The sequence below is a fragment of the Leptolyngbya sp. Cla-17 genome (genome assembly GCF_016807185.1).
Lineage (GTDB): Bacteria > Cyanobacteriota > Cyanobacteriia > Leptolyngbyales > Leptolyngbyaceae > ULC077BIN1.
The window spans coordinates 1,829,776-1,856,277 of sequence record NZ_JAEVYN010000001.1; the positions used below are offsets into that span (position 1 = coordinate 1,829,776).

Consider the following 26,502-nt stretch of genomic DNA (forward strand, 5'->3'; position numbering starts at 1 on the left):
AGGGTGCATTCATGGGTTCTGTTCAAGCGATTGCTGGGTGTTTGGCATACATTTTAGGGCTGTTGGCTACAGCCTTACCTTGGGGTGGATGGGTGCTGTTAATCGGGGCAATTGGCATTGGGTTGACGATTCGTCGAGTGTGGCGAGGGGCACCCAAGTTTCAAGTGTGGCTGGTGGCAGGGGCGATCGCCCTCAGCGCAACGTTCTATTTTCAAGCCCGCATTCCTCATCCGGCTGCAAATGACATCAGCCAACTCGCAACACCCGACTCATCAACAAACGTGCTGGTGGAAGGACGAATTAGCAGCCTACCCCGGCTCACCCGCAGCCAAAAATCGCAGTTTTGGTTGGAGGCAAAACGGATTGCTCCCATTGGCGAGGGCAAGCCCGTCAGCGGCAGACTTTACGTTACAGTGCCGCCTGATCAGGCAACCGACCTGCATCCGGGACAAATCGTCGGTGTAGATGGGGCGCTCTACTTGCCCAAAGCCGCTACAAACCCTGGCGGCTTTGACTTTAAGGATTATTTGCAGCAAGAGGGTAGCTTTGCAGGATTGCGCGGCAAACAGGTCAGTATTTTGAAGCCTTCGACGGGTTGGGGCTGGTGGCAAGTGCAGCAACGGATTGCGCGATCGCAACTTGCCTGGGTTGGCAATCCTGAAGGTGCATTGATTAGCTCAATGGTGTTGGGCAGCAAAGCGGTGGATTTGCCCTATGACGTGAAGGATGCTTTTGTGCGCGTAGGTCTCGCCCATGCGTTAGCGGCTTCTGGATTTCAAACCTCGCTGATTTTGGGTGTGGTGCTGGCGTTAACCCGTCGATTTTCTGAGCGAGTGCAGTTTTTGGCAGGCACAATGTCACTTGCCAGTTTTGTTGGTTTGGCAGGATTGCAGCCTGCGGTTCTCCGGGCGGCGTTCATGGGGTTTGGCGGTTTAATCGCGCTGGTTCTGGGACGCAAAGTGAAACCATTGGGTTCGATGCTGATGACTGCAACGATGTTGCTGGTGATCAATCCACAATGGATTTGGAACTTGGGCTTTCAGCTTAGCTTTCTCGCCACCATGGGGCTGTTAGTGACGGTGCCACCATTGACGAAAAAATTGGACTGGGTGCCTAGCGCGATCGCCCCTTTGATCGCCGTTCCCATTGCTGCTTATTTGTGGACGTTGCCGCTACAGCTTGGGGCGTTTGGGGTCCTATCTCCCTACAGCATTCCAGTTAACATTCTCACATCCCCCTTCATTTCGCTGATTAGCTTGGGCGGAATGCTCAGTGCTCTGGCATCACTCATTTGGTCACCTGCCGGAAGTGCGCTGGCATGGCTGCTGAAATATCCCACCCAAGGTTTGATTGCGATCGTTGATGGGTTTGCTCAGCTTCCAGGCAATGGGTTCGCAGTGGGTACGATTTCGGTACTGGCGGTGATTGGGCTATATGCCCTGCTGGGCTTGGCAACAGTGCATCCTTTTTGGCAGCGACGCTGGTGGATAGCGCTGGCGTTGGGACTTGTTGTAACCCTGATTCCGATTGGAATGGGTGCCAATTTAATGCAGGTGACGGTGTTGGCAGCTGAGCGCGATCCGGTGCTAGTAATTCGTGATCGCGGACGAGTTGCGGTGGTCAATAGCAATGACGAAAAGACAGTGCAATTTACGCTGCTGCCGTTTCTTCAAAAAGCGGGTGTCAATCAAATTCATCTGGCGATCGCGCTCCATGCCAATGCTTCTATGAACGGCTGGCAAACATTACTAGAAAAAATCCCGATCAAAACCCTGGTGGCATCCTCAATGCCGCCAGGTCGTAATGCACCCTCCAAAATATTGCCGTTCAATCAAGGGGTGCGGTTGGGCGCAATCCAGGTAAGAGTCCTTCAAGCAGAGCCGGATTTAGTCGCCCAGATTATGCTTGGCGACCAAACCTGGCTGTGGCTCGGGAATTTGAATGCCAACGAACAGGAATCCTTGCTTAAAACCAATATTCCCTCTGCTCAGGTGTTGCTCTGGTCAAGCGCGTCGCTCAGTCCGGTATTGGTTGATAGAGTACGTCCCAAAACCGCGATCGCATCTGGCAAAGGCGTGAACCCCGAAACCATCGCCTATCTCAAACAGCAAAACATTTCTCTCTATCAAACCCAGCAAGATGGCGGCATTCAATGGACACCCGACGGCGGTTTCAACATTGCCCTGGACTCAAATGCATCTGGGTTGTAGCGGATCTCAAAGCCACTCACAAGTGCTAAGTGCCAGGTTAAGACGAGTGTCAGGTTTCAGGTGATATGAGGAGTCCTCAAAAATAGTCTTAATTTTTTAAGAGACTTACAGAGCGAATCTTGAACACCGCACTCCAACTCCCCAATTGCGGGGTATTAAAGATGGTAGGATCATCGATGGAGAGGTGGCAGAGTGGTCGAATGCGCTTGACTCGAAATCAAGTTTGGGGTAACTCAACGGGGGTTCGAATCCCCCCCTCTCCGTTCCCATTGCTGCATCAGATAGGTTGCGATGCGTTGAGCGGCACCGGGAGCGCCCATGCGACGGCGACCATTTTCAGCAATATGCTCTAGCTGTTCTGGATTCCGCAAAACGGATTTCAGCGCATCGGCAACGTGGCTAGGATCTTGCACCAAGATAATCGATCGCCCCAGTAAGCGAGTTTGGGCTTCCGCAAATTTGGGTGTGAATTGAGGTCCTTTCCCGGGCAGGGTAATGGCGGGCTTGCTTAAACCTACAAATTGCTCAGTCGCGGTGCCTGCCATGGCGATCGCGCAGTCAGCTTGATGCAAACAGTCTGCAAATGCCTGCTGCGATATGACTAGCAATGCTTTCCCCTTTTGATACCAGTGGGCGGTAGGATCGGGAAAATAGCGGCTGGCAGAAATGCCGACAGAAGAAACGAGTGCCCATCCCTGAGCTTCAAGATCATCATGAAGCGGCTCTAAATGGATAGTCGGTGCGATCGCTGCTAAAAACATCAGCGGCTGAGCTGCAAAAGCCTCAACCACCCCTGCCACTGCCTGCAAAATGTGTTGCCAATTATCATAGGCTTCTGGCACCCGTGAACCGGGCAATAGCAGAACGTTTAAAGCTTGCTGAGACGTTGCAGAACCAGTGTCCCAATTAGAGCGGCGCGAATTTGCCGCAGTGGATTCGCTCAAAACGAGCGATCGCGTTTCAGTCGGCTCTAACCCATCCATCATCGGGTTGCCCAGATCTAAAGCTGGCACCGCTAACGCTTGCAAAATTTGAGTCGTGAGCGTGTCCCGTGGAAACACACCCTGACAGCGATCGCGGCTCATCAGCCACCGCTCCCAGGGATAGTACACCGACTCTGACCAGGCGTCCCATCTTTCTGTTGTAAATAGTTTGCTGTCATCGTCTCGCAGATAATATTCTGACTTAGCTGTGCCAATAAAGGTGTAAGGCGCTCCACTGAGCCATGCCAGCAATAGCGGGAAGATGTCTCCCACCGCTAAAATGGTGCCCCCTTGCTGTGCCCACCGCCGAACTCCCTGCAATTGAGACCAGGTAAGCTGCACTAATCCGCCCTGAAGGTCGCGCGCTAACTGGCGACTATCCATATAAATGAATCCGCCGGATGGCATCGCCTTCACAGCGCCAATCAAAGGAATATTCGCCTGTTGGTATGCGCGCCCTTCACCAACCAACGGTAATGCCGCAATTTGAGGTGGATTCGCCTGTGCTTGCAGGGCTTGCAGCACTCGCACTGCGATAATGTCTTCTCCATGTCCGTTGCTGAGGCACAGCAGTCTCTTGGAAGGAAAATAACGTGGCAAGTGTGGTGGTAGCAATGGCAGCAATCCCTTTAATTCTGAGACTTAAAACACTTCTATAAAATTAGCTAGCTTTGGAAATCCTGATCGCAATACTGAATCTTTAGAGAGGAAGGTTTCCCGATACTTTTGATGCTCTCTCCTTTTGGGAATCTAGGTGAGGGCACAAAACCTCACTTATCCCTTACACAAGATGGATATGAAGACATATGAAGGTTTAGGAAGTCATCATCATACCGCATGGATAGAGTACTCAATTGCCCTCCAATCGATTGATTCTGCTAGGGTATTCTAGATGGACGCGATCGCGTGTACTTCCCACAGACGCTCCTTCCCCTCCAAAGTTCCAAACTAGGGGTCAAGATTATTCGCCACTCACCCATCCCAATTCCCCTCCATTCGCCCTTTCTCCTTAAATGTCCATCCAGTCTGAGATCGCGACCCAATTCTCCTCCCTCGAACACGCCCTCAAGCATTACTTCGGCTACGATAGCTTTCGACCAGGGCAGCGCCAGATTATTGAAAAGTCACTGCAAAATCAAGATGTGTTGGTGATTATGCCCACGGGTGGCGGCAAATCCTTATGCTACCAACTACCAGCTTTGTTGAAACCCGGATTAAGCATTGTCGTATCGCCATTGATCGCCCTGATGCAAGATCAGGTGCAGGCATTACAAGATAATGGCATTGCTGCCACCTTCCTCAATAGCAGCCTTAGCGGCGCAGAACTGCGAGAACGGGAACGTGCCGTGGTGGAAGGTGCTGTAAAACTGTTGTATATTGCCCCAGAACGGCTGTTGGGCGACGGGCGACTGAGTGAGTGGCTGTCGCAGGTTTATGTGTCAAGCATCGCGATCGATGAGGCTCACTGTGTTTCGGAATGGGGGCACGATTTTCGCCCAGATTATCGTCAGTTGCAGCAGTTGCGCCAAAGCTACCCCAAAGTTCCAGTGATGGCGCTCACCGCCACTGCTACCGAACGGGTGCGGCACGATATTGTTGATCAGCTCAACCTGCAAGAGCCCGTCGTTCACCTGGCGACCTTTAACCGTCCGAATCTTTACTATGAGGTGCGCCCCAAGCAGCGCCAAACCTACGACGAGTTGCTACAAATTGCTCGCAACAACTCAGGCTCAGGCATTGTTTACTGTCTCAGCCGCAAACGAGTCGATGAACTGGCGCTGAAACTGCAAAACGATGGGATTCAAGCCTTGCCTTATCATGCCGGATTGAGCACTGAAACCCGCACCGACAATCAAAACCGCTTCATTCGAGACGACGTACAGGTGATGGTCGCCACCGTTGCTTTTGGCATGGGCATCAACAAGCCGGATGTACGCTTTGTCGTGCATTACGATCTACCGCGCAACATTGAAGGTTACTACCAAGAATCAGGACGGGCGGGGCGAGATGATGAACCCGCCGACTGCATTCTGTTTTATGGGGCAGGTGATATCAAAACTGTGGAGTTTTTGATTAGTCAAAAGGTTGATCCAGCAACAGGTGAACCACTGGAAGACGAGCAGCGCATTGCTAGCCAACAATTGCGTCGTGTGGTCAACTATGCCGAAGCGACGGAATGCCGCCGAATTATTCAATTAGGCTACTTTGGCGAGGCGTTTCCGGGCAACTGCGGCAGTTGTGATAATTGCTGCCATCCTAAACCTGTGGAAGACTGGACGATTGAAGCGCAAAAGTTTCTTTCTTGTGTGGCACGGGTGCGGGAACGGTTCGGCATGGGCTATGTAGTTGATGTGCTGCGCGGTTCCAAAAACCAGCGGGTGCTACAAAATGGGCATGAAAAGCTGTCTACTTACGCGATCGGCAAAGAGCGCAGCGCTGAGGAGTGGCGCATGTTGGGACGATCGCTGGTGCATCAGGGATTAGTGGACGAAAGCAGCGATGGCTATTCGGTACTGAAACTGAATGATTTGAGTTGGGAGGTGTTGCGAAAACAGCGATCGGTGAGTGTGGCAGTTGCACCCGGTCGCATGGCCACAGCAACAGCTAACAGTGAAACCGATGAGAATATCGAAGCGCTCTTTCAGCGGTTGCAAAATCTGCGTAAGCGCCTTGCTGATCAGCAATCCGTGCCGCCCTACGTCGTGTTTGCCAATGCCAGCCTACGCTTAATGGCACAGCAGCAGCCCTTAGACAATGCTCAGTTCTCCCAAATTTCCGGCGTGGGTAGCCGCAAACTTGATCAGTATGGGGATGTTTTCTTATCTGAAATTCGTGCTTTTCGAGCAGAAAAAGGGCTTTCCCTTATGCCCTCTACATCGGCTTCGTCCGCTGGTGTACCTTTGCCAACCCATTTGCATCGCCCCTCTGATACGCATCGGCTGACCTTACAGCTTTTTCAGCAGGGACTAAAACCGTTTGAAATCGCCGACCAGCGCAACCTGCGAATGAGTACGATCATGACCCACCTGGCAGAACTGATTGAGATGGAACACGACATTCCGCTTCATCGTTTGGTGCCCCTTGAGCGGCAGGAGAAGATTTTGCACGCGATTGCTACCGTGGGCGGAGACTCACGCCGTCGTATTCGCGATTATTTGGGAGAGATGTACGGTTACGACGAAATTCACCTAGTGCAGGCACATTGGCGACGAGAAAATTTGGAACAGTCGTAATTGCTAAGCCATTGGCAAGTAACAGCACTTTGTTGATTCTTAAGTTAATGTTGCAATTTTGTAACAAAGTCTGATATATTAATTTACATAAAGTTACAAATTAAGTCAGGAGACTTTCATGAAAAGCGGCGTTGTGGTTGAAGAAGGCGGAAGACAAAACATCTATGCGGTTGAGCCAAAAATGTATGTAACTGACCAGCCTCAGTTTGGCTTTACCAAATATGCTGAACTCTTCAACGGACGTATGGCAATGATTGGATTTGTCTCTTTATTAGCTTTAGAAGTTTTTACAGGTCATGGGGTCATTGGATTTTTGGGTAACCTATCCAACCTCTAATCTGATTAAGCTTTGGTTACGGTAACGTCGTCAAAGCGTTCGGTTGCAAAGTGAACGCGATCTCTTACGTTAGCCCCAGCTCTCCCTGGGGTTTTTTAATATGTTTAAACCTATGAACAGCAATGCCATCATAATCATCAGCATGAACCTGTACGGTGTAATCAGGAAGCTAGCATGCGTAAAACTCTGATAGACTTCGTTTTGATTGAAATTGGCGTAGGTATTGTTGCTTTAAATCTCGTTGCTTGTCGATCACCCACCCCATCCTCCAGCGCTCAGTCTGAAGCTCCAACCGCGATTCCCGAAGGGATCGTTTCACGAATCGCCACTTCCTCACCTGCTGCCCAAACAATCGAATACAAGGTTTACACACTAGCGCGTAGTGTTGTTCACACCGTATCGATACCGCCACAGAGCCAATTTTTAGTCACACCGGCTGTATCAGGCACCGTTGAACCGCTTGGAGAACTGGCGCAGCGATACGGGGCGATCGCCGCGATCAATGGTGGCTATTTTGATCCTGAAAATCAAAAATCAATTTCTCCAGTAACGCTCCAACGGAACGCGATCGCAAAACCTGAAGAGAATGAGCGATTAATGTCTAATCTCAATCTATTGCCCTATCTGGACAAAATTCTCAATCGTTCCGAATTTCGTCGTTATCAATGTGGAAAAGTCGTTCAGTATGACATTACTCGTCGTCAAACTGTCCCCCGCGCCGACTGTCAGCTTCAAGATTCTCTCGGTGCGGGTCCTCAGCTACTTCCTGATGCAACCTTAGTGGAGGAAGGCTTTTTAGAGATTCGCAACCAAAAAGTTATTCGCGATCCCTTAGGAATCAATCAGCTTAATGCTCGTAGTGCGATCGGTCTGACTCGCAACAACACAATTATTGGAGTGATGGTGGCGCAAAAGCCTAAATCCCCCACAAGCAGCGGTATGACGCTACAAGAACTAGCCGATTTTATGAAAACTTTAGGAGTTGAAAAAGCAATAAACCTGGATGGCGGCAGTTCTTCTTCGCTGTATTATCAGGGTAAGACGGTCTATGGCAAAGTGAACGAGTCTGGTCAGCCGATTCAGCGATCAATTAAATCTGCCTTACTGATTCAGCTAATTAAAAAGCCAAGGAACTAGCTCCCTGGCTCTATGGCAAATTCATAAATTGAGATTTTGGCTCAATTACTCCTCGCGGCCCGCTACAACACTGGCTACTACACGCTCTGGATCGCCTAGAGCAGCTACACCTGCTGGCAACACGAGTTGGCTGATGTGAATCGTATCGCCGACTTCCAAATTGGATACATCCACTTCGATATTTTCAGGAATAATAGATGCGGCACACCGCACTTCTAAAGATCCCATCGCAGTTTCTAAAGAACCGCCGCTAACCTTGACTCCAGTTGCAGTGCCCACAAAATGAAGCGGAACATTTACTTCCAGATCACCGTGGTCTGCAACGGCATAAAAGCTAACGTGGTAAGGAGTGCCGCGCCACGGATGGGTTTGCACTTCACGTAGCAATGCCTTACCAGCCCAGGGCACCTCAGGAACCGTAATATCGATCAGGGTATTGTTAATTGAGGCTTCTCGCATCAATCGTTCAGCCTCTTTTGCACTGAGAACTAAAGAGATAGACTCTGTTCCCTTATGCCCATACAAAACAGCAGGCAATTTGCCAGATCTGCGGAGCGCATTGGGCTTACTTCCATCAGGACGAGGTTGGCATTCAATCGCAAGTTTCATAACAAAAAATCAAGGATAAGGAGTAGGAATTAAAGCAAATTTTAGCCAAACGATTGAAGCCGCTAAACTTCAATTGTTTGACTGGGGGTTTCGGCAGAACTAGTGCCGTTGGAATATAGCAAAGCGCGTTTAGGTCCATGGATTGGATCTTCAACGATGATGGTTTGATCGCGGCTCGCTCCTAAGGAAACGATCGCGATCGGAACTTCCATCAACTCTGCCAATAATTTGAGGTAATCCAGTGCCTGCTGAGGCAAATCATCTAAAGTACGACAGTCAGCGGTAGATTGCTTCCAACCGGGAACTGTTTTATAGATGGGTTCGCAGCGGGCAAAGGTGCGCGAATTACTAGGAAAATCCTGGCAGCGCTCATTCTTTACTTCATAAGCAACACAAACTTTGATCTCATCCATTTCGTCCAATACATCAAGTTTAGTGATTGCCAGGCAATCTAGCCCATTAATCCGAACTGCATATCGACCAATTACGGCATCAAACCAGCCACAACGCCGTCGTCGTCCTGTTGTTGTACCAAACTCAGCGCCGCGATCGCAGAGCAACTCACCTATCTCACCATGCAATTCAGTTGGAAAAGGACCCTCTCCAACACGGGTAGTATAAGCCTTTGCTACACCAATCACGCGGTCAATCATCGTTGGACCAACTCCTGTTCCAACACAGGCTCCCCCTGCCACTGGATTAGAAGACGTTACATAGGGATACGTGCCATGATCTAGATCTAGCAGGGTTCCCTGTGCCCCTTCAAACAAAATATTGCGTTTACGCTGGATGGCATTGTAGATTCGCAGCGAAGAGTCAATCACATGAGGACGTAACCGTTCCGCATAGAATAGATATTCTTCAATCACATCTTGAGGATTAAGCGGAGGAAGATTATAGAGCTTTTCTAAAATGACGTTTTTGTATTCAATCGTCCAACGAAGCCGCTTTCGCAAGGATTCTGAATCCATCAAATCAATCACACGAATGCCAGTTCGTTCTGATTTATCTGCATAAGTTGGACCAATTCCGCGTCCAGTGGTACCAATTTTGTGCTCCCCCCGACGCTCCTCCGATGCCTGATCGATTAAGCGGTGATAAGGCATTGTTACATGGGCAGTTTCTGAAATAAGTAGGTTCGCCGTTGAAATACCTAACTCACGAAGCTGATCCAGTTCGCCTAACAGCACTTTTGGATCAATAACAGTGCCACATCCGATGATGCATTCGGTATCAGGATAAAGAATACCTGACGGAATTAGGTGCAGCTTAAAAGTCTGATCCTTAACGACAACGGTATGACCGGCGTTTACCCCGCCTTGATAGCGAACCACCATATCTGCTGATTTGCTAAGCAGATCTGTTATTTTTCCTTTTCCTTCATCGCCCCATTGGGCGCCAACCACAATGACGTTAGCCAAGATTTTCTATAGCGTTAGAGTTTGCACAATCTCTAATTATTAAGAACATATGCCTTTATGTCAACTAGCCCACTAAAGCTTAACTTTAGTAAATTGCAGTCTGTATTGAAATATTTCGTCAAGGCTCAAATATCGTTGACGAATTCTTCACGAGTGCTCTGTTGTTTGCGATGTGGGTAAGGTCGATCGCAAAAACTCGCCAGCCTTACATCGCAACATAGAAGAATTTCTAGGTAGTATTAAGTAGTTCGTCGTTATGTCCGCTTTACTCTTACTAACAATCACATCAGCCTTTTATTAAGTAACAAATAGCAGCTTCTAGAAAATACTTTTCTAAAGAGAATTAAAAATATTCTCTACTAACAATCTTGCGGACAACTCATAATGAATCCAGCTCTTGAGGTAATCCATCAAGAACGAGAACCCATTCACATGCCGGGTTCTATTCAGCCGCATGGTCTATTATGCGTTCTTTCAGAATTAGATCTCCGCATCACGCAAGTGAGCCAGAATGCGATCAATATTTTAGGGATTGCCCCCGAAACACTCATCGATCGCCCGTTGGCAGATTTTATTGATTGCGATCGCATTGCTGAAATTAGAGCCTGCCTCGATCCTACTTCTGAGCAAACCAATCCGCTCAATCTTTCAGTCACCCTAGATGATAGTTCTACACGGTTTTTCAATGGCATTGTTCATCGTGCCATTAGTGGTGAGATCGTGCTGGAATTGGAACCGATCGCAGCCACAGCTAAACGCGATTTTACCCAGTCTTATCGCAACATCAAAGACACTCTGGCAAAAATTCAGGGCACAAAAACCTTGTCCGAACTGTGCGACCTGATCGTTAAGGAGGTGCGACAGATCACGGGGTTCGATCGTGTTATGGTCTATCGCTTTAATCAAGATGGAGATGGCACGGTCATCGCTGAAGACAAAAAAGCCAATCTAGAAACTTTTTTAGGATTGTATTATCCTGACACCGACATTCCGCAACGGGCAAAACACCTTTATCGGCTCAACTGGCTGCGGCTGCTGCCCGATGTCAACTGTCAGCCCAGTTTACTCACAGGCTCACAGGTAGCCGATGCCAAGCTCGATATGAGCCATTGCGTGTTGCGGAGTCTGTCACCCTGCCACATTCAATATTTGCAGAATATGAAGGTCGGGGCTTCGATGTCCATTTCGCTAATCCAGCAGCAACGGCTGTGGGGGATGATCGCCTGCCATCACAACACGCCCAAATTTGTGCCTTACGAAATCCGCACGATTTGCGAGTTTCTCGGTCAGTTGATGTCTACCGAGCTATCGGTCAAGGAAGCCAATCAAAACCTCAGTTATAAGCTCCGGCTCAAAGCTACCCAAGTGCAGTTCGTTAATCGTCTGACGAATGCGACCGATTTTTTGCAGGCACTTGAAGATGCTCCTGACGATTTGCTCTACCTCACAGGAGCACAGGGCGCGGCGGTTTGTGAAGGCGATGCCAAGAGCGGCGAGCAACGCATCGCCCTGATTGGCAACACTCCGGGCCAAGAAGCAGTGCTGGATCTGCTGGAGTGGTTGCCCAATCACTTTAAGGACGACCTTTTTGTCACCGACTCTCTGCCCAAACTCTACCCAGCAGCTTCAGTCTATAAAAATGTCGCGAGTGGTCTACTGGCGATGGCAATCTCAAAACCCCAACACCGCTACGTGCTGTGGTTTCGTCCCGAATTTTTGCAAACGGTCACCTGGGCAGGCAACCCCGACAACCCCAAGCAGATTGAAGCCGATGGCAGTGTGACCTTTTCTCCGCGTCAGTCTTTTGCGGCATGGCAAGAAACCGTGCGCTTCAAGTCGCTTAACTGGTTACAGTGCGAAATTGAAGTGGCGATCGAGCTGCGGAGCTTAATTGTAGATGTAATTCTAGCCCAGTCAGACGAAATGGCAAGAGTCAATTTAGAACTGAAGCGCAGCAACACCGAGCTAGATTCCTTTGCTTATATTGCTTCCCACGATCTCAAAGAGCCGCTGCGAGGCATTCACAACTACTCTAATTTCTTGATGGAAGACTACGCCGAAGTGTTGCCCGAAGACGGTCTCGCTAAATTGCATACGGTGGTACGTCTAACTCAGCGGATGGACGATTTGATTAGCTCACTGATGCACTATTCTCAGCTAGGACGAGGTGAACTGTCGCGGCAGTCTGTAGACCTGAATGCTTTGGTGCAGCAGACGATCAATACGCTCAAGATTAGTCAACCCCAGAAAGCGATCGAGTTTCGTCTACCCCAACCGCTGCCGACCATTTGCTGCGATCGCTCTCAGGTGAGTGAGCTATTCACTAACCTGATCGGCAACGCGATTAAATACAACGACAAAGCGGAGCCATGGGTTGAAATTGGCTATGTTGAATCAAAACCCGTGCGGAATGGCACCCAGCTTGCTCATACGCTCTATATCCGCGATAACAGCATTGGCATTCCTGCTGAGCACCTGGAGCGGATTTTTGAGATCTTCAAGCGACTCCACCCACAAGATCGATATGGTGGAGGCACCGGGGCAGGGTTAACGATCGTCCGCAAAATTGTGGAGCGGCATGAAGGGAAAATTTGGGTAGAGTCTACGCCGGGTGAGGGCAGCACGTTTTACTTCACCCTATTAGAAGCGGTGAAACCATGATTACGTCCTCAGCCTCCAAAGTACAACCCCCCTTGTTGATTATTGAAGACAGCAACGAAGATTTTGAAGCGTTTCAGCGTTTCCTGCGCCAATCTCCTTTGGTGATCCCCGTCTACCGCTGTCTCAATGGCGATCAAGCGCTGGCGTTTCTCTACCACACCGATCACTACACTGACCTTGAGAGTGCCCCTCGCCCAGGGCTGATCTTGCTCGACCTAAACCTGCCAGGCACCGATGGGCGGGAGGTGCTACGCCGCATCAAACAGGATGACGATCTAAAATTGGTGCCCACCGTCATCTTTACCACGTCAAATAACCCCAAAGACATCGAAGACTGCTATCGGCAAGGAGTAAATAGTTATATCATCAAACCAATGGACTTTGGGCTGCTAAAGCGAAGCATCCAAACGTTGCTAGAGTATTGGTTTGACATCACGATGCTTCCCCAAAACTCCTTGTAAAAAATTAATTATGAGTCAACCTCAGCGCACCGCTTTAATTGTGGATGACAGCCCAGAAGACTGTGAAACCTATCGACGGTATCTGCTGCGGGATGAAGAGTATCAGTATACCGTTGTCACGGCGGGCTTAGGGCAAGAGGGTTTGGCGTTAAGTCGGCAGCACTCGCTAGATATTGTGTTGCTCGATTACCAGATGCCCGATCTGAATGGTCTAGAGTTTCTCACCCAATTAAGACATCAGCAGAATGTGTTGCCTGTGGTGATGGTGACTGGCAGAGGGGATGAGGTGATCGCTGCCCAATCAATCAAAATGGGGGCGCAGGATTATCTGATGAAAGAGCAAGTCACCCCAGAGGGTTTGCGATTGACGGTCAATGGAGCGATTGAAATAGCGCAGTTACACATCCAACTGCAACAGCAAATTGAATTAGAACAAGTGGCGCGGGCTGAAGCCGAAAAAGCGAATCGCGTTAAAGATGAATTTCTGGCAGTCCTCTCGCACGAGTTGCGATCGCCGCTCAATCCGATTCTGGGTTGGGCAAGACTGTTGCAAACTGGCAAACTGGACGAAGCCAAAACCGCCTACGCATTGGCAACGATCGAGCGCAATGCCAATCTGCAAGCTGAACTGATTGAAGACTTGCTGGATGTCTCCCGCATTCTGCAAGGAAAACTTAACCTGAGGCTGGATTCACTCAACCTGGCGGCGACGATGCGAGCCGCAATGGAAACGGTGCGGTTGACAGCCGAAGCCAAATCGATTGAGATCGAGACGAATCTGAGTGCCGAAGGGGTGCAGGTCTGGGGCGATGCGACTCGCTTGCAGCAGGTGATCTGGAATCTGCTCTCAAACGCGGTTAAATTTACGCCAGTCAACGGTCGAGTGATCGTGCAGTTAGAGCGAGTGGACAATCAAGCTCAAATCACCGTGATCGATACAGGCAAGGGTATTCCGGCTGATTTTTTGCCCCATGTGTTTGACTATTTTCGGCAAGCAGACGGCTCAACCACGCGGCAGTTTGGCGGCTTGGGGCTAGGGCTGGCGATCGTCCGGCAAATCGTTGAACTGCATAGCGGCACGGTTTGGGCAGAGAGTCGCGGTGCCGAACTAGGAGCCACCTTCACAGTCAGACTGCCCCTGATGCCGAGGCAACCAGCAGTAGAGCCACCTGAGTTATCAACGCGATCGCTCGATTTGAGTGGGGTTCTGGTTTTGGTGGTAGACGATGAAGCCGATTCGCTAGAATTTATCGCTTTTGTCCTGGCGCAAGCGGGAGCAAGCGTAATCACCGCTACCACCGCAGGCGAAGCTTTGACTGCGCTAACTCAATTCCAGCCCGATGTGATGCTTAGCGATATTGGAATGCCAGAAATGGATGGATATCGGCTGATGCAACAGATTCGTAGCCGTGAGGCATTGCAAAGCAACTTGCAGTCATCAGAACAGGGGGGGGATATTTTGGCAATCGCCCTAACCGCCTACGCTGGAGAAACGGATCAACAGCAGGCATTCTCCGCAGGTTTTCAGGCTCATCTATCCAAACCTGTTGATTCAGAGCGGCTCGTCGCCGCGGTTAGCGCTTTGTGCAAACCTGAAGAAGCTAAAGCAGTGGGAATAGGATAGGCTGATCCTAAAAAATAGTCCATTTGATAAAGCTATAAAGCTTTCGGGACAACGAGGGTGCTATTGTTCTCGGTCAAATGCTAGACCTCAAATGCCAAACTTGCCGATTCTGATTTAGATAGCAGCAACGCTACTCAAATTAATCCTACAAGGGTGACATTCCTATCGGTCTAGACGCAAGCGATCGCGTTTGACTTCTTGTTCACTGTGATACAGCAAAAGCTATTTCAAGATATGAACTACCTCCGGCGATCGCTAGAGGTCGAGTTTGTTTTGTTAATTTCCGGGTTAAAACCCAGAGGCTAGTCACAGATCGATTTGCACTGTATTCCCTGTGACCCAGCAGGTTTGATATGACTGGTAAAAGAGATTTGAGCGAGGATCTATTAAACCATGCCTCGAATTTCTTCTACCATGCCATCGCGTAGCAAAAGCTCAACCTGCATTTTTTCGATCAAGTTATCACCCAATTCAACCCGAAACACGCTGTCAATTTGTCCTTGGTTGACTTCTTGATCCATTTCTAAAATTTGAACTTGCTGAAGCTGTTGCAGAACCTGATTTTTTTGCTCTAGCAATTCGCTTTTCTTCTGATTAACTTGACCTTGAATGCTTTCAATTTGTTGAGCACCTTCAGAACCAGGCAGTTGCAAACTTTGTTTTTGAATTTCAGAAATCATTCGCTGCGCTTGCATTTCAAGCTGTTGCAGTTGATTATCTACCTGATTAATTTGATCTTGCAGTTGTTGCTGTGCCTCTTCTTTCCAGCGGGGCGTGACGATCGCTTTTACATTAACAGAACGCTTTAGAATCAAATGAGAAGGTGAGACATCCATAAAACGCTTCATTAAGGGTCAAGAGCAAAAAAGATGCTTAGTGGAAATACTTTTCCACGGATGTATGGGTATAAATAAACCCAACAATCAACGTTTAACCAACCATGTAATGCTTATCTAGCAAGACATTATGCGGATCAAACAAACATCTCGTTAATCATACCCTGGTAGCGATCCATCACAACGTTTCGACGAATTTTTAGGGTTTGGGTCAGCAATCCATTGTCGATCGAAAATGGCTCTGAGATCAGGCGAAATGGTCCAATGCGATCGTCGGGGCGGAAGCCTGGGCGGTTTTTCACTTCTCGATTTAGCTCCTGCCGCATCAGATCCTGCACTAGCTTACTATCGAAGGCTAGTGATTTTCCAGATGCTTGATTTTTAACTTCTGAGTCTGCCAGTTGTAGGGTGTATCCTTGCGCCGCTGCCCACTTTTCCAAAGCATCTACATTGGGAACGATCAGTGCCCCCAAAACCTTTTGGTCTTGTCCTACCAGCATAATCTGATCTAAGTAAGCGCTCCGCAGGCAGGCATCCTCAATCGGCTGAGGCTCAATGTTTTCACCATTGGTCAGGACTATCGTATCTTTGGCGCGTCCAGAAATAATCAAATCGCCCTGAGCAGACAGCCAGCCGAGATCACCCGTATCGAACCAGCCATCTGCATTAATTGCCTTTTGGGTTGCTTTTGGGTTTTGATAGTAACCCTGCATCACTTGAGGCCCGCGCAGCAGCACGAGCCCTTGTTTACCCGTGGCGACGGGTTGGCGTGTTTCTAAATCAACAATTAGCGTTTCCGTTTGAAACAACGCTTGTCCATCCGCACCACGCAAATTGCGGTTGGGACGACGAACATGGGTAATCGGTGAGGTTTCGGTCAGCCCATAGCCGCCCAGAATATCTAGCCCGACAATTTCAAAGAAGTCTTCCAAGTGTTCGGCAATAGAGCCGCCGCCACTGACAAAGTATTTAACGTTGTCGCCTACGCCCTCCCGAATTTTTTTGTAGACTAAGCGATCGCCCAAAGCGTGCAAAATGCCTAAGGGTCCAATTTGGATGAGTGCAGTCAAACGGTCTAGCACGGATGGAGTTAAGTTTTCCAGATCTAACCCTTGTAAAGTGCGACGCGCTTTGATGAAGCGAGCGCTATTTTGCAAAAAGAACTGAACCAGTTTTTGTTTCTTCTCTGGCTGATCACGGAACTGCTTTTGCACCCCTTCATAAATCGATTCCCACAGGCGAGGCACTGCCACCATGTAGTGTGGCTTGAATTCCTTCAAGTCTTTTTTTACATGGCGAATGTTGGTGTATGCCTGAGTGCAACCATGCCCAAAAATAAAGTATTCAAACGTCCGTTCATAGCAGTGCCAAACAGGTAGGATACTCAAAACTCGATCGCCCGGTTGAAGCCGTACGACCCTTCCAGCCCCATCCACTTGTGAGAGCAGGTTGCCGTGGCTCAACATCACACCTTTGGGTTTGCCAGAGGTGCCAGAGGTATACATGAGCGTTGCTAAATCATCCCGCTGCGCTGGCACAGGCTGGAGTGTTTGTCCGATGCCAAGCTCCAAAAGCTGGTGAAAATTCAAGACTTTCAGCCGCTCATCTTCATCGGGCGTTTCATCAGACAACAGCACGATCGCTTGAATGGATAGATTATCTAGGCGATCGCATAGCTTCTTATAAGTGGCGTAATCTTCCGTCACCAGAAACGTGGCACCGCTATTTTCCAAAATAAATAGCAACTCATCTTTTTCTGCTTGAGAACCGCGCACTGCATCCACCGCACCTAGCGCCATGATTCCCTGATCGGCAACTAGCCAGCGGGGACTGTTGTCAGAAAATAGACCCACGCGATCGCCCGCTTTCACCCCCAACGCCTGCAATCCGGCGGCAAATTCCTGCATCTGCCGATACAGCGCTGCATAGGTCAGATTGACGGGCGGGACGCTGTGGGTATCGTGAACCGCAGCAATCGTGCTGAAGCGCTGGGCAGCGATCGTCCACATTGCCGGAATCGACGACAGTGCATTGTAATCAAAGGGTTGAGGAGATCGAGTCATGGAAGGTTCATTAGTAAAGTCTCATATCTTGGCTCCTGCGTTAAGCTTTTTGGTTGCTGCTTAACGAGAACCCATGTATTGATAGAAGTAGTAAGTTGCCATGGGAATAATTGTGGCAGCAGCCAGAAAGCCAACAACCCAGACGGTGGCATTGCTTTCTTTCGTTTTTTCGGGAGTGGCAAAGGTGCCTTCCACCATCACCGTGTCTTTCACTTCAGGTGGACCGGGATCGGCTTGACCAGACAGCACTGCAACTAAGCGATCACCAGCACCCAGAAAAGCTTGATTATATTTGTTGCCTTCTTTGAGAGGAATCAGCACGCTTTCCTGTGCCACGCTAGTTGCGATCGCGTCTGGCATGACTGGCTTCACCTTTTCCCCCGTGCGAATTCCAGTATTGTTCGTCACGTTATCAATCACCAGCAACGTTTGGTTTGCCTGGTCTGCGGCGGTTGGGAACCAACGCTTAAACAGCTTGTCGGTGAACCCCTGAATTGTCTCCTCATAATCCAGTCGGTGAATAGTCACAATGCGTGTTTCTAAGCCAGACTTAGCCGCTACCTCGGAGAAGGCTGTACTGAGTTTGCCCTCAGTAGTCCGGCTGAGAATGTCAGCTTGGTCAAGCACCCAAGTATTTTCTGGTAAATCAGGAATTTCATACAAACTGGTAGCGCTAGCTGGCAGTGCAACCAGTTGAGTGACTAATAAAACTAATAAAGCGGATAGACATAGCCGCTGAAACACTTGCTGCAAGGCATTTTTTGCACGCGTCAGTAATGAAAAGAGGTTGAGGAGCCAACTCATATCAATATCTTCGCAACATTATCTTTTTCAAATACTACGCTTATTCTATCCCGATAGGCAATTGGCTCGATGTGGAGAGGGTAAAGAATAAGGGGTGCTGTTAGCAGTGGGATAGCGTGTATTAGAAAGTGATTGGGTAGTGGTGAAGCTAAAGGTGTAAACTTTTATTAACCATTTTAATAATCATAGGGAAACGTTTTAATGAGTAGTGGATTTGGTCAGCCAAAACAGCCAAAGCGACCTTCAAAAAGTGCAGATGTGCGGGGAAAAGCTGCTCAGCAGTACGACAAAATGAAAGCAGACGGTTTGCCAGAATTTAATATTTTTCTGCGTATTAAAGATAAAAAAACCTGGTATCCAGTGGGGTCGCTTGCCGTGAGTCGGCTCAACAAAATTAATCACGCGATCGCCCAGCAGGAGGCTGAACTGTTGCAAGGAGCGTTCCGTCTGTTTCCTGTGCTCAAAAAGCATCAACAGTTCTTGGAATACGGCTATCAACTAAAGCAATTTCCTGATGAGCCCATTCAACTCGCAGAACTTCCCCAACCGAGCAAGGGGAACTTCTTAGAGCAAATAAAAGACCGGTTTTCTGGTTTGCTAAAGTCTGGTTTGAAGAAGTAGTCGTTGGCATTCTGCGTGCCGCCTTTAGCCGATTGAGATGTCGTTTAGTTCAATGGTCAGGGGAGCTTCGAGGGTTTGCTGAGTTTGGGCAAGAATGATTTGTAGATGATGCCACAGGCGATCGCGCTGTTGGTGATTAAGTCGATAGTGGTGATCGTGCCGCGTAAAGAGTGGAGCCGCTGTTAATGCTTGATACTCTGCGTTTTGGCTTGACTTTGTTGTGAGCAGCATTGCTTTTGAGGGCACTAGTCCAGTCGGCAACTGCCCATTTAAAAAGTTGACCAGGGTAGATTTGCAGGCAGCAACGTTTATGCCTTGCTGTTCTAATCGCTGCAAAATTTGGCTTGCTGAAAGTGCTTCGCTGGTTTGAATTGGCACTTTTAGCAATTCTTGCAGCAGAAAATAATCGCTATACTGATGCCGCATGCGGTCTAACAGTTGGGGAAAACGCGGTAGCAAAGCGAGTCCTCTAGCAATGCGATTGCTAGCGAAATCAGCGCTGTTTGAGTTGGGCGCATCTTGCACGATTTGCGCTTGGGAAAACTTTTGCTGTAGCCACTGGGCGATCGCGGGAATCGAACCCGTTCCTCCAGTACAAACGACCCGTTGGATTTTATTTGCTGTCATGCCCGATTGGCTCAACAGCAAATTCAGTTCTCGATTAAGCTGCTGCAAGTAAGGAGACAGCACCCAGCTATAAAAATCCCTATGTTTAAGCGCTGTTTTGGGATAGTCTGCGATCGCTTCAACATCGTGCTGACATAGGCTCGGCTTAATTTTTCTAACAGTGTTTAAAAGTTTTTGCCCGTGGATGCTTGCTTCGAGTTGCTGTTGTAAGGCATAGCGAGCTTCTAAATCGGGTTCACCAGGCAACGGCACATCTAAGTTTCCCAAACTTAAATCATTCCAATCTCCCTTCAGGGGATAGATTAATTGGCAAATAATATCTTGATCGATCGCGTTTCCGGCATAAGGAAGGCGACGCTGCTGCACCTCTGCACGAGTTAAATTCACCCCTGCTTGAGGAACCTGTGTCAGTGCTAGCTCAGTCGTGGTTGATCCAGCGCTGATGACGATCACCCCTCCACTTAGGGCGGTGGTGGACTGCGAGGTGGCTCCTACTGGAATTGCTGTATTGGGCGGAGGCAACTCTGCTAATAGTGCGGCAACCACTTCCTCAATAAAAAAAATGTCCTCAGGCTGATGCACTAATTCGGCGGCTAACACTGCTTCTCGGATATTAAACCGATAGGCATCGGATGCGCCCACGGGTTGGTTTACCACCACGCCTGCAAGATGTTGGAGCGCCGCTTGAAAGCTCTGATCATCAATACAGCCTACCCTGACATCAGGCGATCTAAGGGTCCTTAGCAGGGTTGTTAAGCTGTGCTGAATCTGAATTAGGGGAATGTGTTGATCGGGCGATCGCAACATTAGGGGTTCCCATTGCTGCGTTGTCGGTGAAAAATAGGGAATAGCACTATTGAGGTAGGGCTTGAAGCTGTGTAGCCCAGATGGGATAGCCGCTAAAGACAACGGACCTTGTGGCGTGTTCTTCACCCAGGCGATCGCGGATTGCTGCTCCGTCTCTGCATTCAACAAGCTAGTTGATAAGGCTGTTGTGCCGATATCAATACCTAAATACCAGGGCGATCGCGCTGTCCTCTCCGTTTCGCTTGCATTAAAGCGACCCAAGTTTGTCTCATCCGAATCCCTTAGGACGTTTGCGTTTAGGGCTTCTTTTTTTTTTCTTTAGCCTGCTCGTTCACTGCAGAAGGCTGTAACGAAGTAGACTTACCCAACAAACTTTCAAACGCCTCATCTAACTGAAGGTTAATCGGGGGATTAAGCGGTGGATTCTCTGGCGAAGAGGTGGTTGCCAGCAGATTGCTAGTATTCTCCTGCGAACCAATGCCAGACGACGATGGAGGCATGGATGGAGTTTCTATCAAGAAATCGCCCAACTCTTCCAGTTTCAAAGGAGGCTTTTCCTCAGTAGACTGCTGCCCATAGTCAGGTTTGAAGGGCAAAATTTCCTTTGCCGGGGGGCGTGGTGCCGGGGATGCTGTGACCTGAACTGAAGGGGCATCACCAAAGAGGTCATCCATGCCTTCTAGAGTGAAGGGTAGAGAAACCTCCGTACCGTTGGGTAGGGGACTACTGGAAGCGCCAAAGAAATCCTGCATTCCCAAGGAAGATAGGGAAGAATCGGCGAGGTTGTACTGGGGCACAGGGGGGGGAGGCACTGACTCAATGGATGAGGCATCTCCAAACAAGTCATCCATGCCTTCTAGAGTAAAGGGCAGGGAGCTATCGTCTGCGTCTTGGAGGGATGGTAAAAATTGAGCAGTGACCGTAGATGTCTGCTCAGTAGGGCTTTGAGCTTCTTGAGGTGAAAAGGTGGGTAGACTTGAACTAATGACAGACGGCGGTAAAACTGGAGGACTAACGTTAGGAGCATCATCGAACAAGGTGCCAAATTCTTCAACAGTGAGATCAGCGCGATCGCTTGAGAATTGTTCATGATGTTGTGCTGTTTCTTGAGTATCTTCCAGAAGTAGAGAAAACTCATCTAGCAATGGCATGTCATTCAATGGAATATCACTGGTGCCTAGATCGGGTTGCCAGGTTGTGGAATCTTCTAGGTTAGATAAATCTTCACTAAGGCTACTGAGTGTGAAATCATCCAGGTTGAGACTCAAGTTAGCGACTTCATGAAACGCATCGGGCAAAAGGTTTTCATCGAGCGCAGCGCGAGTAAATTGATCTTCTCTTCCTTCTAAAGCAAACTCAGAGTCGGGCAAACCAATTGTGAGAGCATCCGACTGCATCGATTGAGGACTATTAGCCGTGGGTGCAGTATCTTGCAGTGAAGCCCAGTCAAAGGCGGTCTCCGGGGGATCGACGGGTGTCGATTGTGCCGACTCTAAAGGGAAATCTTGGAATAAATCGCTTAAGGAGCCGGTACCATCCGGTTCTAAAGAAAAAGGTTCCAAATCTGCTAGTAATGATTCCGTTTCAGCGGTGAGAGGATATGGCTCTGTAGAGGGAGTAGCAACAGAGTCATCGTCAAACAAACTGGCGGGTAACTCAGTGATGGAAGTTGTTTCGGCTGCGGCGGCTTCAAAAAAGAGTTCAGGCAACTCCAACTCGTCGGTAGACTCAAACGTGAGGTCAGCTAAAGTCGCTAAATGGTCAATGTCATCAAGTTCAGCAGGTTCAAGATTCGTGGCTTCTGGGAAAAAGTCATTTGCGCGATCGCTGAAGGGCGCGATCGCGCTTTGTGTAACAAATTCGTTTTCCTCTGGTTCAGCTTGATCAGCCTGAGCGAGCGCGCTATCACCAAACAAGCTTTGGTAGAACTCATCTTGCTCAACGGAAGTATCTTCTACAGCCGATACTGAATTCTCAGAGGAGGGCACTTTCACCAGGCTAAGAATTTGATCAATTTGCACGTCTGTATCTTGAAGCATGGTGCCAGTGAGAGGATTGGTCAGTTCACTGCTTAATTCTTCCAGCAGCTTAAGAGCCTCATCCAGTTCGGCGGTGTCTTTGCTCGGCAGAGTCAAATCTGATGCAGACACATCAGATGCAGGCGCATTAGAACCCGCGATCGCTGCGTCACTCAAATGTGAAAAATCTACTTCAAGCTGAGCAGAGGCAGAATTGTTCAATGGAATGCCCAAATCCAGAGAGTTTGAGGTTAATTCTGTGACATCAAAATTGCTAGTGTCTGCTGATCTCAACCAAGATTCTAAGGCTGCATCTAACTCCGGCATCAGCGGTAGGCTCTTGTCCTCAGCAGTAGCCCCAATTAGGTCGGCAGTAGATAAATCAGTTGCCAATACTTCCATACCTGGATAGGGGAAATTTGGGCTAGGGCTGAGCGAGATCGATGGCTTAGCGATCACCGATTCCGAAAGTGTCTCAGGCACAGGCTTAAATGACTCTATGCGTGCTGGGTTTGCCGCTTCTGGGTTTATTGCTGCTCGCCCTTGAGCCAACGAGTGTAGATAAGATGATGCTTCTTGATTTAACTGCTGCGTCAATTCGTTAATCAGTGCCTTAAACGCGACTTCGCTCTGTTGACCCAAGCTGTACATTCGCTCTAATCCATGAGTCAGCGATGTTTGATAGGCTTGGATGTTTCGCTGGAGTGACTCAAATACAATATTGAGCGTGGAATCTAAATTGACTAGCATCTGGTCAGAGCGCGATCGCAATATCTGCAATTGCTCATATTGAGGATTGGCGAGAGCACCCGGCAACGGTTCTCCTAAACTGCTAGGATTTGCCCCACCGGAAAGCGCCTGAGCCTGAAGATTGCCCAAAGTCTGCCCCATTTGCTGAGACAAACTCTCTTGTAATCGGCTCATCAGCACTTGAATCAATTCATCAGTAAATTGTTGCTGGTTAGGAGCTGAAGCCACCGTCTGATTTCGTCGCTCAGCTTCTAAATGGCTAATTTCTTTTGTTAGCAATTCTCGCCGCTGCCGCAAACTCTCTAGATCAACTTGCATCGGCTGCATGACGCTTGCCCGCAGATAGCTCATCTCTTGCAGAATGGTTTGCATCATTTGCTGAGTATCTACTACTGGCGATCGCGACACGGAAGCACCAAACGGATAGAACTCTGGCGGATAGCCTATGGGCGAAGCAGCTTCTGTTGGACGCAACCCGTCTACAGGCAACTGCTGCTGAAGAACCACTAAATAGTTACGAACTCGCTCCAAAACTTGCCGCTGTTGAGCAAGCTCTCCAGACATGACCCACGGCAAGCGAGAATGTGTCTTCTGTAAGACGCTGTCAATTTCAGCAATTAAGGCTTGGATTTGATCCTTCTGAGAAGTCACAATGTAGCCCCTGACTAATAAACGAGGAAGGAGAATACAAGGTATAGCGGCATCTTCTGGCTCATACTCTTGAGCAAACGTGTTTCAGGACTGGGCTGAGATAAAGCTCACCTCAACATTATTAATGATTTTGAAACTCGGCAGTAGATGATAAACCGCTAAACATTGCTAATACTCTAGTTTGCCCATTGCCTACAATTACTGTTCCATCTTTAGAATGTGTCACAATTCAACCAACAGATATTGTTGTACAAAGTGATAGAAGTGTACGTCAGGAAACCAGGAAAATAACAACTTTTTGGAAAACTATACTACTATCGTGAGCGATGGTTCGAGTGCATCGTATTTGTAAAGCTTTATTAAAAACCGTGGGAGATGCCATCAGTAAAAACCTAGTGGCATCATAGAATGCATAGTGCTGAGGAATCCCCTCTGAGGTTACTGTGTCTCCTATTAGAACTACTGTGTGTGGATAATTTGAGAAACGCAGAATTTTCATAATTCAAAGTTTCTGTGAATTTTTAAGTAAACCCAATTGAATTACTTGAATCAAATCCTAACGAGTAAACTATTATCTATCCTGACCTGAAGTCTATTGCTGTATCCTGAAGTATCGCTCGATGGAAGATCGATTGAGTCCTCGAGACATCCCCGCTAGTATTTTAATTCGCTCTTCCCTCTTCTTTGAAGGATTGCCCGAAGCGGCAGTAGAAAGGGCGACGATGAACGTAGTAACCCGCAACCATCCTCCTAATCAAGTGATTTTGTTGGAGAATGATTGGGGGAGTTCTGTGTATTTTATTTTGAGTGGGTGGGTCAAAATCCGCACCTACAACTTGGATGGTAAGGAAGTTACCTTGAACATTTTGGGTAAAGGTGAGCTGTTTGGTGAGATGGCTCCCCTAGACGAGGTGCCTCGCTCTACAGATGTGATTACCCTGGCTCCCACTGTCATTGGCAATATGCCTGCTCAAGATTTTGTGCGGCTCCTAACCACTGAGCCGCAGTCAGGGATTCGCTTGGCAAAACTGATGGCGCGTCGTTTGCGGCAAGTCAATCGCCGTTTGCGCCTGCGCGAGTCGGATAGTGTGTCGCGGGTCGCAGATATTTTGCTATTCTTGGCGGAAGGACAGGGTAAAGCCAGCGCTAGCGGAACGGGAACAGAAATTCCTAATTTGCCTCATCGGGAACTAAGCAGCCTCAGCGGTCTAGCACGGGAAACCGTCACCCGTGTACTCAGCAAGCTCGAAAAGAAAGGGCTGATTACTCGTGATCGCGACTTTTTGTGCATTTCTGATGCCCATGCCCTAGAACAACTAATGTTGTAGATGCTGCGAGGTTGGGTGGAATATCGAAATATAGGGTGTTACAAGATAGAGTTTTTAAGTTTAAATTTTGATGACTAACCCTCGTGTTCTCTGTTTTGGCGAAATTCTGTTTGACTTTTTGTCAGATCAGCCTGGCTCACCCTACGAACAAGTTGCCTCTTGGACTCCCTACCCCGGAGGGGCACCCGCCAACGTTGCCTGTGCATTAGTAAAACTGGGTACGTCTAGTGGTTTTGTTGGTTGTGTAGGCGAAGACGATCTAGGCAATATTTTGGTGAGGCTGCTGCAAGAAACCCAGGTGAACATCGATGGAGTGCAGCGCCATGCCACTGCACCAACCCGTGGGGTATATGTGGTTCGTTCTGAAACGGGCGATCGCGCTTTTGCAGGGTTTGGAAATATCGACACGTCTGAATTTGCCGATACTCAGCTTCAAGCCGATCAGCTTCCTGTTGAATTGTTCAAGACAGCGGAGTTTTTAGTGTTGGGCAGTCTGGAAATGGCATATCCCAACAGCTATGAGGCAACCATGCAAGCCATTCAACTGGCTAAACAGTTCAACACTAAAATTTTGCTAGATGTGAACTGGCGACCCGTGTTTTGGGATGATCCGGCAGCTGCTCCCGCTGTCATTCATCAGTTGGTGAAACAGGCGGACTTTCTTAAATTATCGGATGAAGAGGCAGAGTGGCTGTTTGAAACAACCGATCCCAGCGCGATCGCAAATCAAGTTGGGGATATATCAGGCGTGTTGGTGACTGCTGGAGAAAAAGGCTGCGCTTACTGGCTACAGGGTAATCAAGGCAAAATTCATGCTTTTGCGATTGATGTCGAAGACACCACCGGAGCCGGAGATAGTTTTTTGGCAGGTTTTTTACACCAACTCTGTCAGCGTGGCATTCAAAGTTTGGAGACGGCTGATACTGCCTACGCGATTGTCCGATATGCGAGTGCTGTGGGCGCGATGACGACCACCCGGTCTGGCGCGATCGCAGCTCAGCCGATCGCCGCCGAAGTGGAAGCCTTTCTGCAACTCAACCAATAGAGGCTGATACTACCTTCCTCAGAGGTTGCACAGTTAATGCTCAGGGAGACCAAAAGCAGATTCATCAATTTTTCCAGTCCAACTTAGCCAGTTTGGATGAGTCTCTGTTGAAAGCTTTGCCGGGAGGGTTATCTCTGACAACAGATAAATTGCTGGAAAATCGAGAAGCCATTGCGGCTCTTTTTTGGCTTTTGGTGATGCAAATCAGCATTTCCAGCTGGGCGATCGATGGCTAAATCTGGAACTAGGCATCACCGCTTATCCCCTGGCTTTGAA

The 26,502-nt window shown here is 48.7% G+C and carries 19 protein-coding genes and 1 tRNA gene; 12 read left to right on the forward strand and 8 right to left on the reverse strand.

What is annotated here, in order from left to right; genetic code table 11:
• The first annotated feature begins 11 nt into the window (after positions 1 to 11).
• Entirely contained in the window at positions 12 to 2,210 is a 2,199-nt protein-coding gene (locus JOY44_RS08250; protein WP_171573128.1) for a ComEC/Rec2 family competence protein, read from the forward strand.
• Between the two features lie 178 nt (positions 2,211 to 2,388).
• Positions 2,389 to 2,473: transfer RNA gene (locus JOY44_RS08255), tRNA-Ser, on the forward strand.
• On the opposite strand, the gene JOY44_RS08260 is transcribed toward JOY44_RS08255, so the two are convergent.
• Positions 2,444 to 3,793, reverse strand: a complete 1,350-nt coding sequence (locus JOY44_RS08260) for a lipid-A-disaccharide synthase-related protein (RefSeq protein WP_171573789.1) — start codon at positions 3,791 to 3,793, stop codon at positions 2,444 to 2,446. The genes JOY44_RS08255 and JOY44_RS08260 overlap by 30 nt on opposite strands.
• 413 nt (positions 3,794 to 4,206) lie before the next feature.
• Here JOY44_RS08260 and recQ point away from each other — a divergent pair, with 413 nt between their 5' ends.
• The 3 genes from recQ (at position 4,207) to JOY44_RS08275 (ending at position 7,900) form a co-directional block, all read left to right on the forward strand.
• Positions 4,207 to 6,426 carry a DNA helicase RecQ gene (gene recQ, locus JOY44_RS08265; protein ID WP_171573129.1) on the forward strand — a complete coding sequence of 740 codons (2,220 nt, stop codon included), beginning with the start codon at positions 4,207 to 4,209 and terminating at the stop codon, positions 6,424 to 6,426.
• A gap of 118 nt (positions 6,427 to 6,544) precedes the next feature.
• Positions 6,545 to 6,763, forward strand: a complete 219-nt coding sequence (locus tag JOY44_RS08270) for a chlorophyll a/b-binding protein (protein WP_171573130.1) — start codon at positions 6,545 to 6,547, stop codon at positions 6,761 to 6,763.
• A 174-nt stretch (positions 6,764 to 6,937) separates the two neighbouring features.
• The gene (locus tag JOY44_RS08275) at positions 6,938 to 7,900 is read left to right on the forward strand and encodes a phosphodiester glycosidase family protein (RefSeq protein ID WP_171573131.1); all 963 of its coding nucleotides are present in this window, start codon (positions 6,938 to 6,940) and stop codon (positions 7,898 to 7,900) included.
• Positions 7,901 to 7,945: 45 nt separating this feature from the next.
• On the opposite strand, the gene JOY44_RS08280 is transcribed toward JOY44_RS08275, so the two are convergent.
• Positions 7,946 to 8,509, reverse strand: a complete 564-nt coding sequence (locus JOY44_RS08280) for a 50S ribosomal protein L25/general stress protein Ctc (RefSeq protein ID WP_171573132.1) — start codon at positions 8,507 to 8,509, stop codon at positions 7,946 to 7,948.
• Positions 8,510 to 8,571: 62 nt separating this feature from the next.
• Entirely contained in the window at positions 8,572 to 9,930 is a 1,359-nt protein-coding gene (locus JOY44_RS08285) for an adenylosuccinate synthase (protein WP_171573133.1), read from the reverse strand.
• A gap of 384 nt (positions 9,931 to 10,314) precedes the next feature.
• Between JOY44_RS08285 and JOY44_RS08290 the strand changes: the two genes are divergently transcribed.
• The 3 genes from JOY44_RS08290 to JOY44_RS08300 are packed head-to-tail and all read left to right on the forward strand — an operon-like array spanning position 10,315 to position 14,676.
• Positions 10,315 to 12,591 (forward strand): ATP-binding protein, encoded by a 2,277-nt coding sequence (locus JOY44_RS08290; RefSeq protein WP_171573134.1) that lies wholly within the window; start codon positions 10,315 to 10,317, stop codon positions 12,589 to 12,591.
• On the forward strand, positions 12,588 to 13,052 hold the full coding sequence (locus JOY44_RS08295) for a response regulator (protein WP_171573135.1): 465 nt from the start codon (positions 12,588 to 12,590) through the stop codon (positions 13,050 to 13,052). The genes JOY44_RS08290 and JOY44_RS08295 overlap by 4 nt, the downstream gene beginning before the upstream one ends.
• A 10-nt stretch (positions 13,053 to 13,062) precedes the next feature.
• Positions 13,063 to 14,676: a response regulator gene (locus tag JOY44_RS08300; protein ID WP_171573136.1), complete on the forward strand. Its 1,614-nt coding sequence runs from the start codon at positions 13,063 to 13,065 to the stop codon at positions 14,674 to 14,676.
• A 386-nt stretch (positions 14,677 to 15,062) separates the two neighbouring features.
• On the opposite strand, the gene JOY44_RS08305 is transcribed toward JOY44_RS08300, so the two are convergent.
• From JOY44_RS08305 to psb32, 3 genes are all read right to left on the reverse strand, one after another.
• The gene (locus JOY44_RS08305) at positions 15,063 to 15,512 is read right to left on the reverse strand and encodes a YlqD family protein (RefSeq protein WP_171573137.1); all 450 of its coding nucleotides are present in this window, start codon (positions 15,510 to 15,512) and stop codon (positions 15,063 to 15,065) included.
• Positions 15,513 to 15,649: 137 nt separating this feature from the next.
• Positions 15,650 to 17,575 (reverse strand): AMP-dependent synthetase/ligase, encoded by a 1,926-nt coding sequence (locus tag JOY44_RS08310; protein ID WP_171573138.1) that lies wholly within the window; start codon positions 17,573 to 17,575, stop codon positions 15,650 to 15,652.
• Positions 17,576 to 17,635: 60 nt separating this feature from the next.
• Complete coding sequence (psb32, locus tag JOY44_RS08315; RefSeq protein WP_171573139.1) at positions 17,636 to 18,379, reverse strand: photosystem II repair protein Psb32; 744 nt, start codon at positions 18,377 to 18,379, stop codon at positions 17,636 to 17,638.
• 201 nt (positions 18,380 to 18,580) lie between these two features.
• Between psb32 and JOY44_RS08320 the strand changes: the two genes are divergently transcribed.
• Positions 18,581 to 19,000, forward strand: coding sequence for an HHL1-like protein (locus tag JOY44_RS08320; RefSeq protein WP_171573140.1), 420 nt, complete (start codon positions 18,581 to 18,583; stop codon positions 18,998 to 19,000).
• Between the two features lie 24 nt (positions 19,001 to 19,024).
• Here the strand turns inward: JOY44_RS08320 and JOY44_RS08325 are convergent, their stop codons facing one another.
• Both JOY44_RS08325 and JOY44_RS08330 read right to left on the reverse strand, forming a co-directional pair.
• Positions 19,025 to 20,695 carry a hypothetical protein gene (locus JOY44_RS08325; protein WP_171573141.1) on the reverse strand — a complete coding sequence of 557 codons (1,671 nt, stop codon included), beginning with the start codon at positions 20,693 to 20,695 and terminating at the stop codon, positions 19,025 to 19,027.
• Between the two features lie 35 nt (positions 20,696 to 20,730).
• A complete protein-coding gene (locus tag JOY44_RS08330) occupies positions 20,731 to 23,853 on the reverse strand; it encodes a hypothetical protein (protein ID WP_171573142.1) in 3,123 nt (1,040 codons plus the stop codon).
• Between the two features lie 632 nt (positions 23,854 to 24,485).
• On the opposite strand from JOY44_RS08330, the gene JOY44_RS08335 reads away from it, so the two are divergent.
• The 3 genes from JOY44_RS08335 (at position 24,486) to JOY44_RS32335 (ending at position 26,462) form a co-directional block, all read left to right on the forward strand.
• On the forward strand, positions 24,486 to 25,181 hold the full coding sequence (locus JOY44_RS08335) for a Crp/Fnr family transcriptional regulator (RefSeq protein ID WP_322091341.1): 696 nt from the start codon (positions 24,486 to 24,488) through the stop codon (positions 25,179 to 25,181).
• Between the two features lie 70 nt (positions 25,182 to 25,251).
• Positions 25,252 to 26,226 carry a carbohydrate kinase family protein gene (locus JOY44_RS08340; protein ID WP_171573144.1) on the forward strand — a complete coding sequence of 325 codons (975 nt, stop codon included), beginning with the start codon at positions 25,252 to 25,254 and terminating at the stop codon, positions 26,224 to 26,226.
• Between the two features lie 107 nt (positions 26,227 to 26,333).
• The gene (locus JOY44_RS32335) at positions 26,334 to 26,462 is read left to right on the forward strand and encodes a hypothetical protein (RefSeq protein WP_281063286.1); all 129 of its coding nucleotides are present in this window, start codon (positions 26,334 to 26,336) and stop codon (positions 26,460 to 26,462) included.
• The last annotated feature ends 40 nt before the right edge of the window (positions 26,463 to 26,502 follow it).

Coding starts and splice junctions, on each gene's coding strand:
- JOY44_RS08250 (WP_171573128.1), top strand. CDS start 12: ATGGGTTCTGTTCAAGCGATTGCTGGGTGTTTGGCATACATTTTAGGG.
- recQ (WP_171573129.1), top strand. CDS start 4,207: ATGTCCATCCAGTCTGAGATCGCGACCCAATTCTCCTCCCTCGAACAC.
- JOY44_RS08270 (WP_171573130.1), top strand. CDS start 6,545: ATGAAAAGCGGCGTTGTGGTTGAAGAAGGCGGAAGACAAAACATCTAT.
- JOY44_RS08275 (WP_171573131.1), top strand. CDS start 6,938: ATGCGTAAAACTCTGATAGACTTCGTTTTGATTGAAATTGGCGTAGGT.
- JOY44_RS08280 (WP_171573132.1), bottom strand. CDS start 8,509: ATGAAACTTGCGATTGAATGCCAACCTCGTCCTGATGGAAGTAAGCCC.
- JOY44_RS08290 (WP_171573134.1), top strand. CDS start 10,315: ATGAATCCAGCTCTTGAGGTAATCCATCAAGAACGAGAACCCATTCAC.
- JOY44_RS08295 (WP_171573135.1), top strand. CDS start 12,588: ATGATTACGTCCTCAGCCTCCAAAGTACAACCCCCCTTGTTGATTATT.
- JOY44_RS08300 (WP_171573136.1), top strand. CDS start 13,063: ATGAGTCAACCTCAGCGCACCGCTTTAATTGTGGATGACAGCCCAGAA.
- JOY44_RS08305 (WP_171573137.1), bottom strand. CDS start 15,512: ATGGATGTCTCACCTTCTCATTTGATTCTAAAGCGTTCTGTTAATGTA.
- JOY44_RS08310 (WP_171573138.1), bottom strand. CDS start 17,575: ATGACTCGATCTCCTCAACCCTTTGATTACAATGCACTGTCGTCGATT.
- psb32 (WP_171573139.1), bottom strand. CDS start 18,379: ATGAGTTGGCTCCTCAACCTCTTTTCATTACTGACGCGTGCAAAAAAT.
- JOY44_RS08320 (WP_171573140.1), top strand. CDS start 18,581: ATGAGTAGTGGATTTGGTCAGCCAAAACAGCCAAAGCGACCTTCAAAA.
- JOY44_RS08340 (WP_171573144.1), top strand. CDS start 25,252: ATGACTAACCCTCGTGTTCTCTGTTTTGGCGAAATTCTGTTTGACTTT.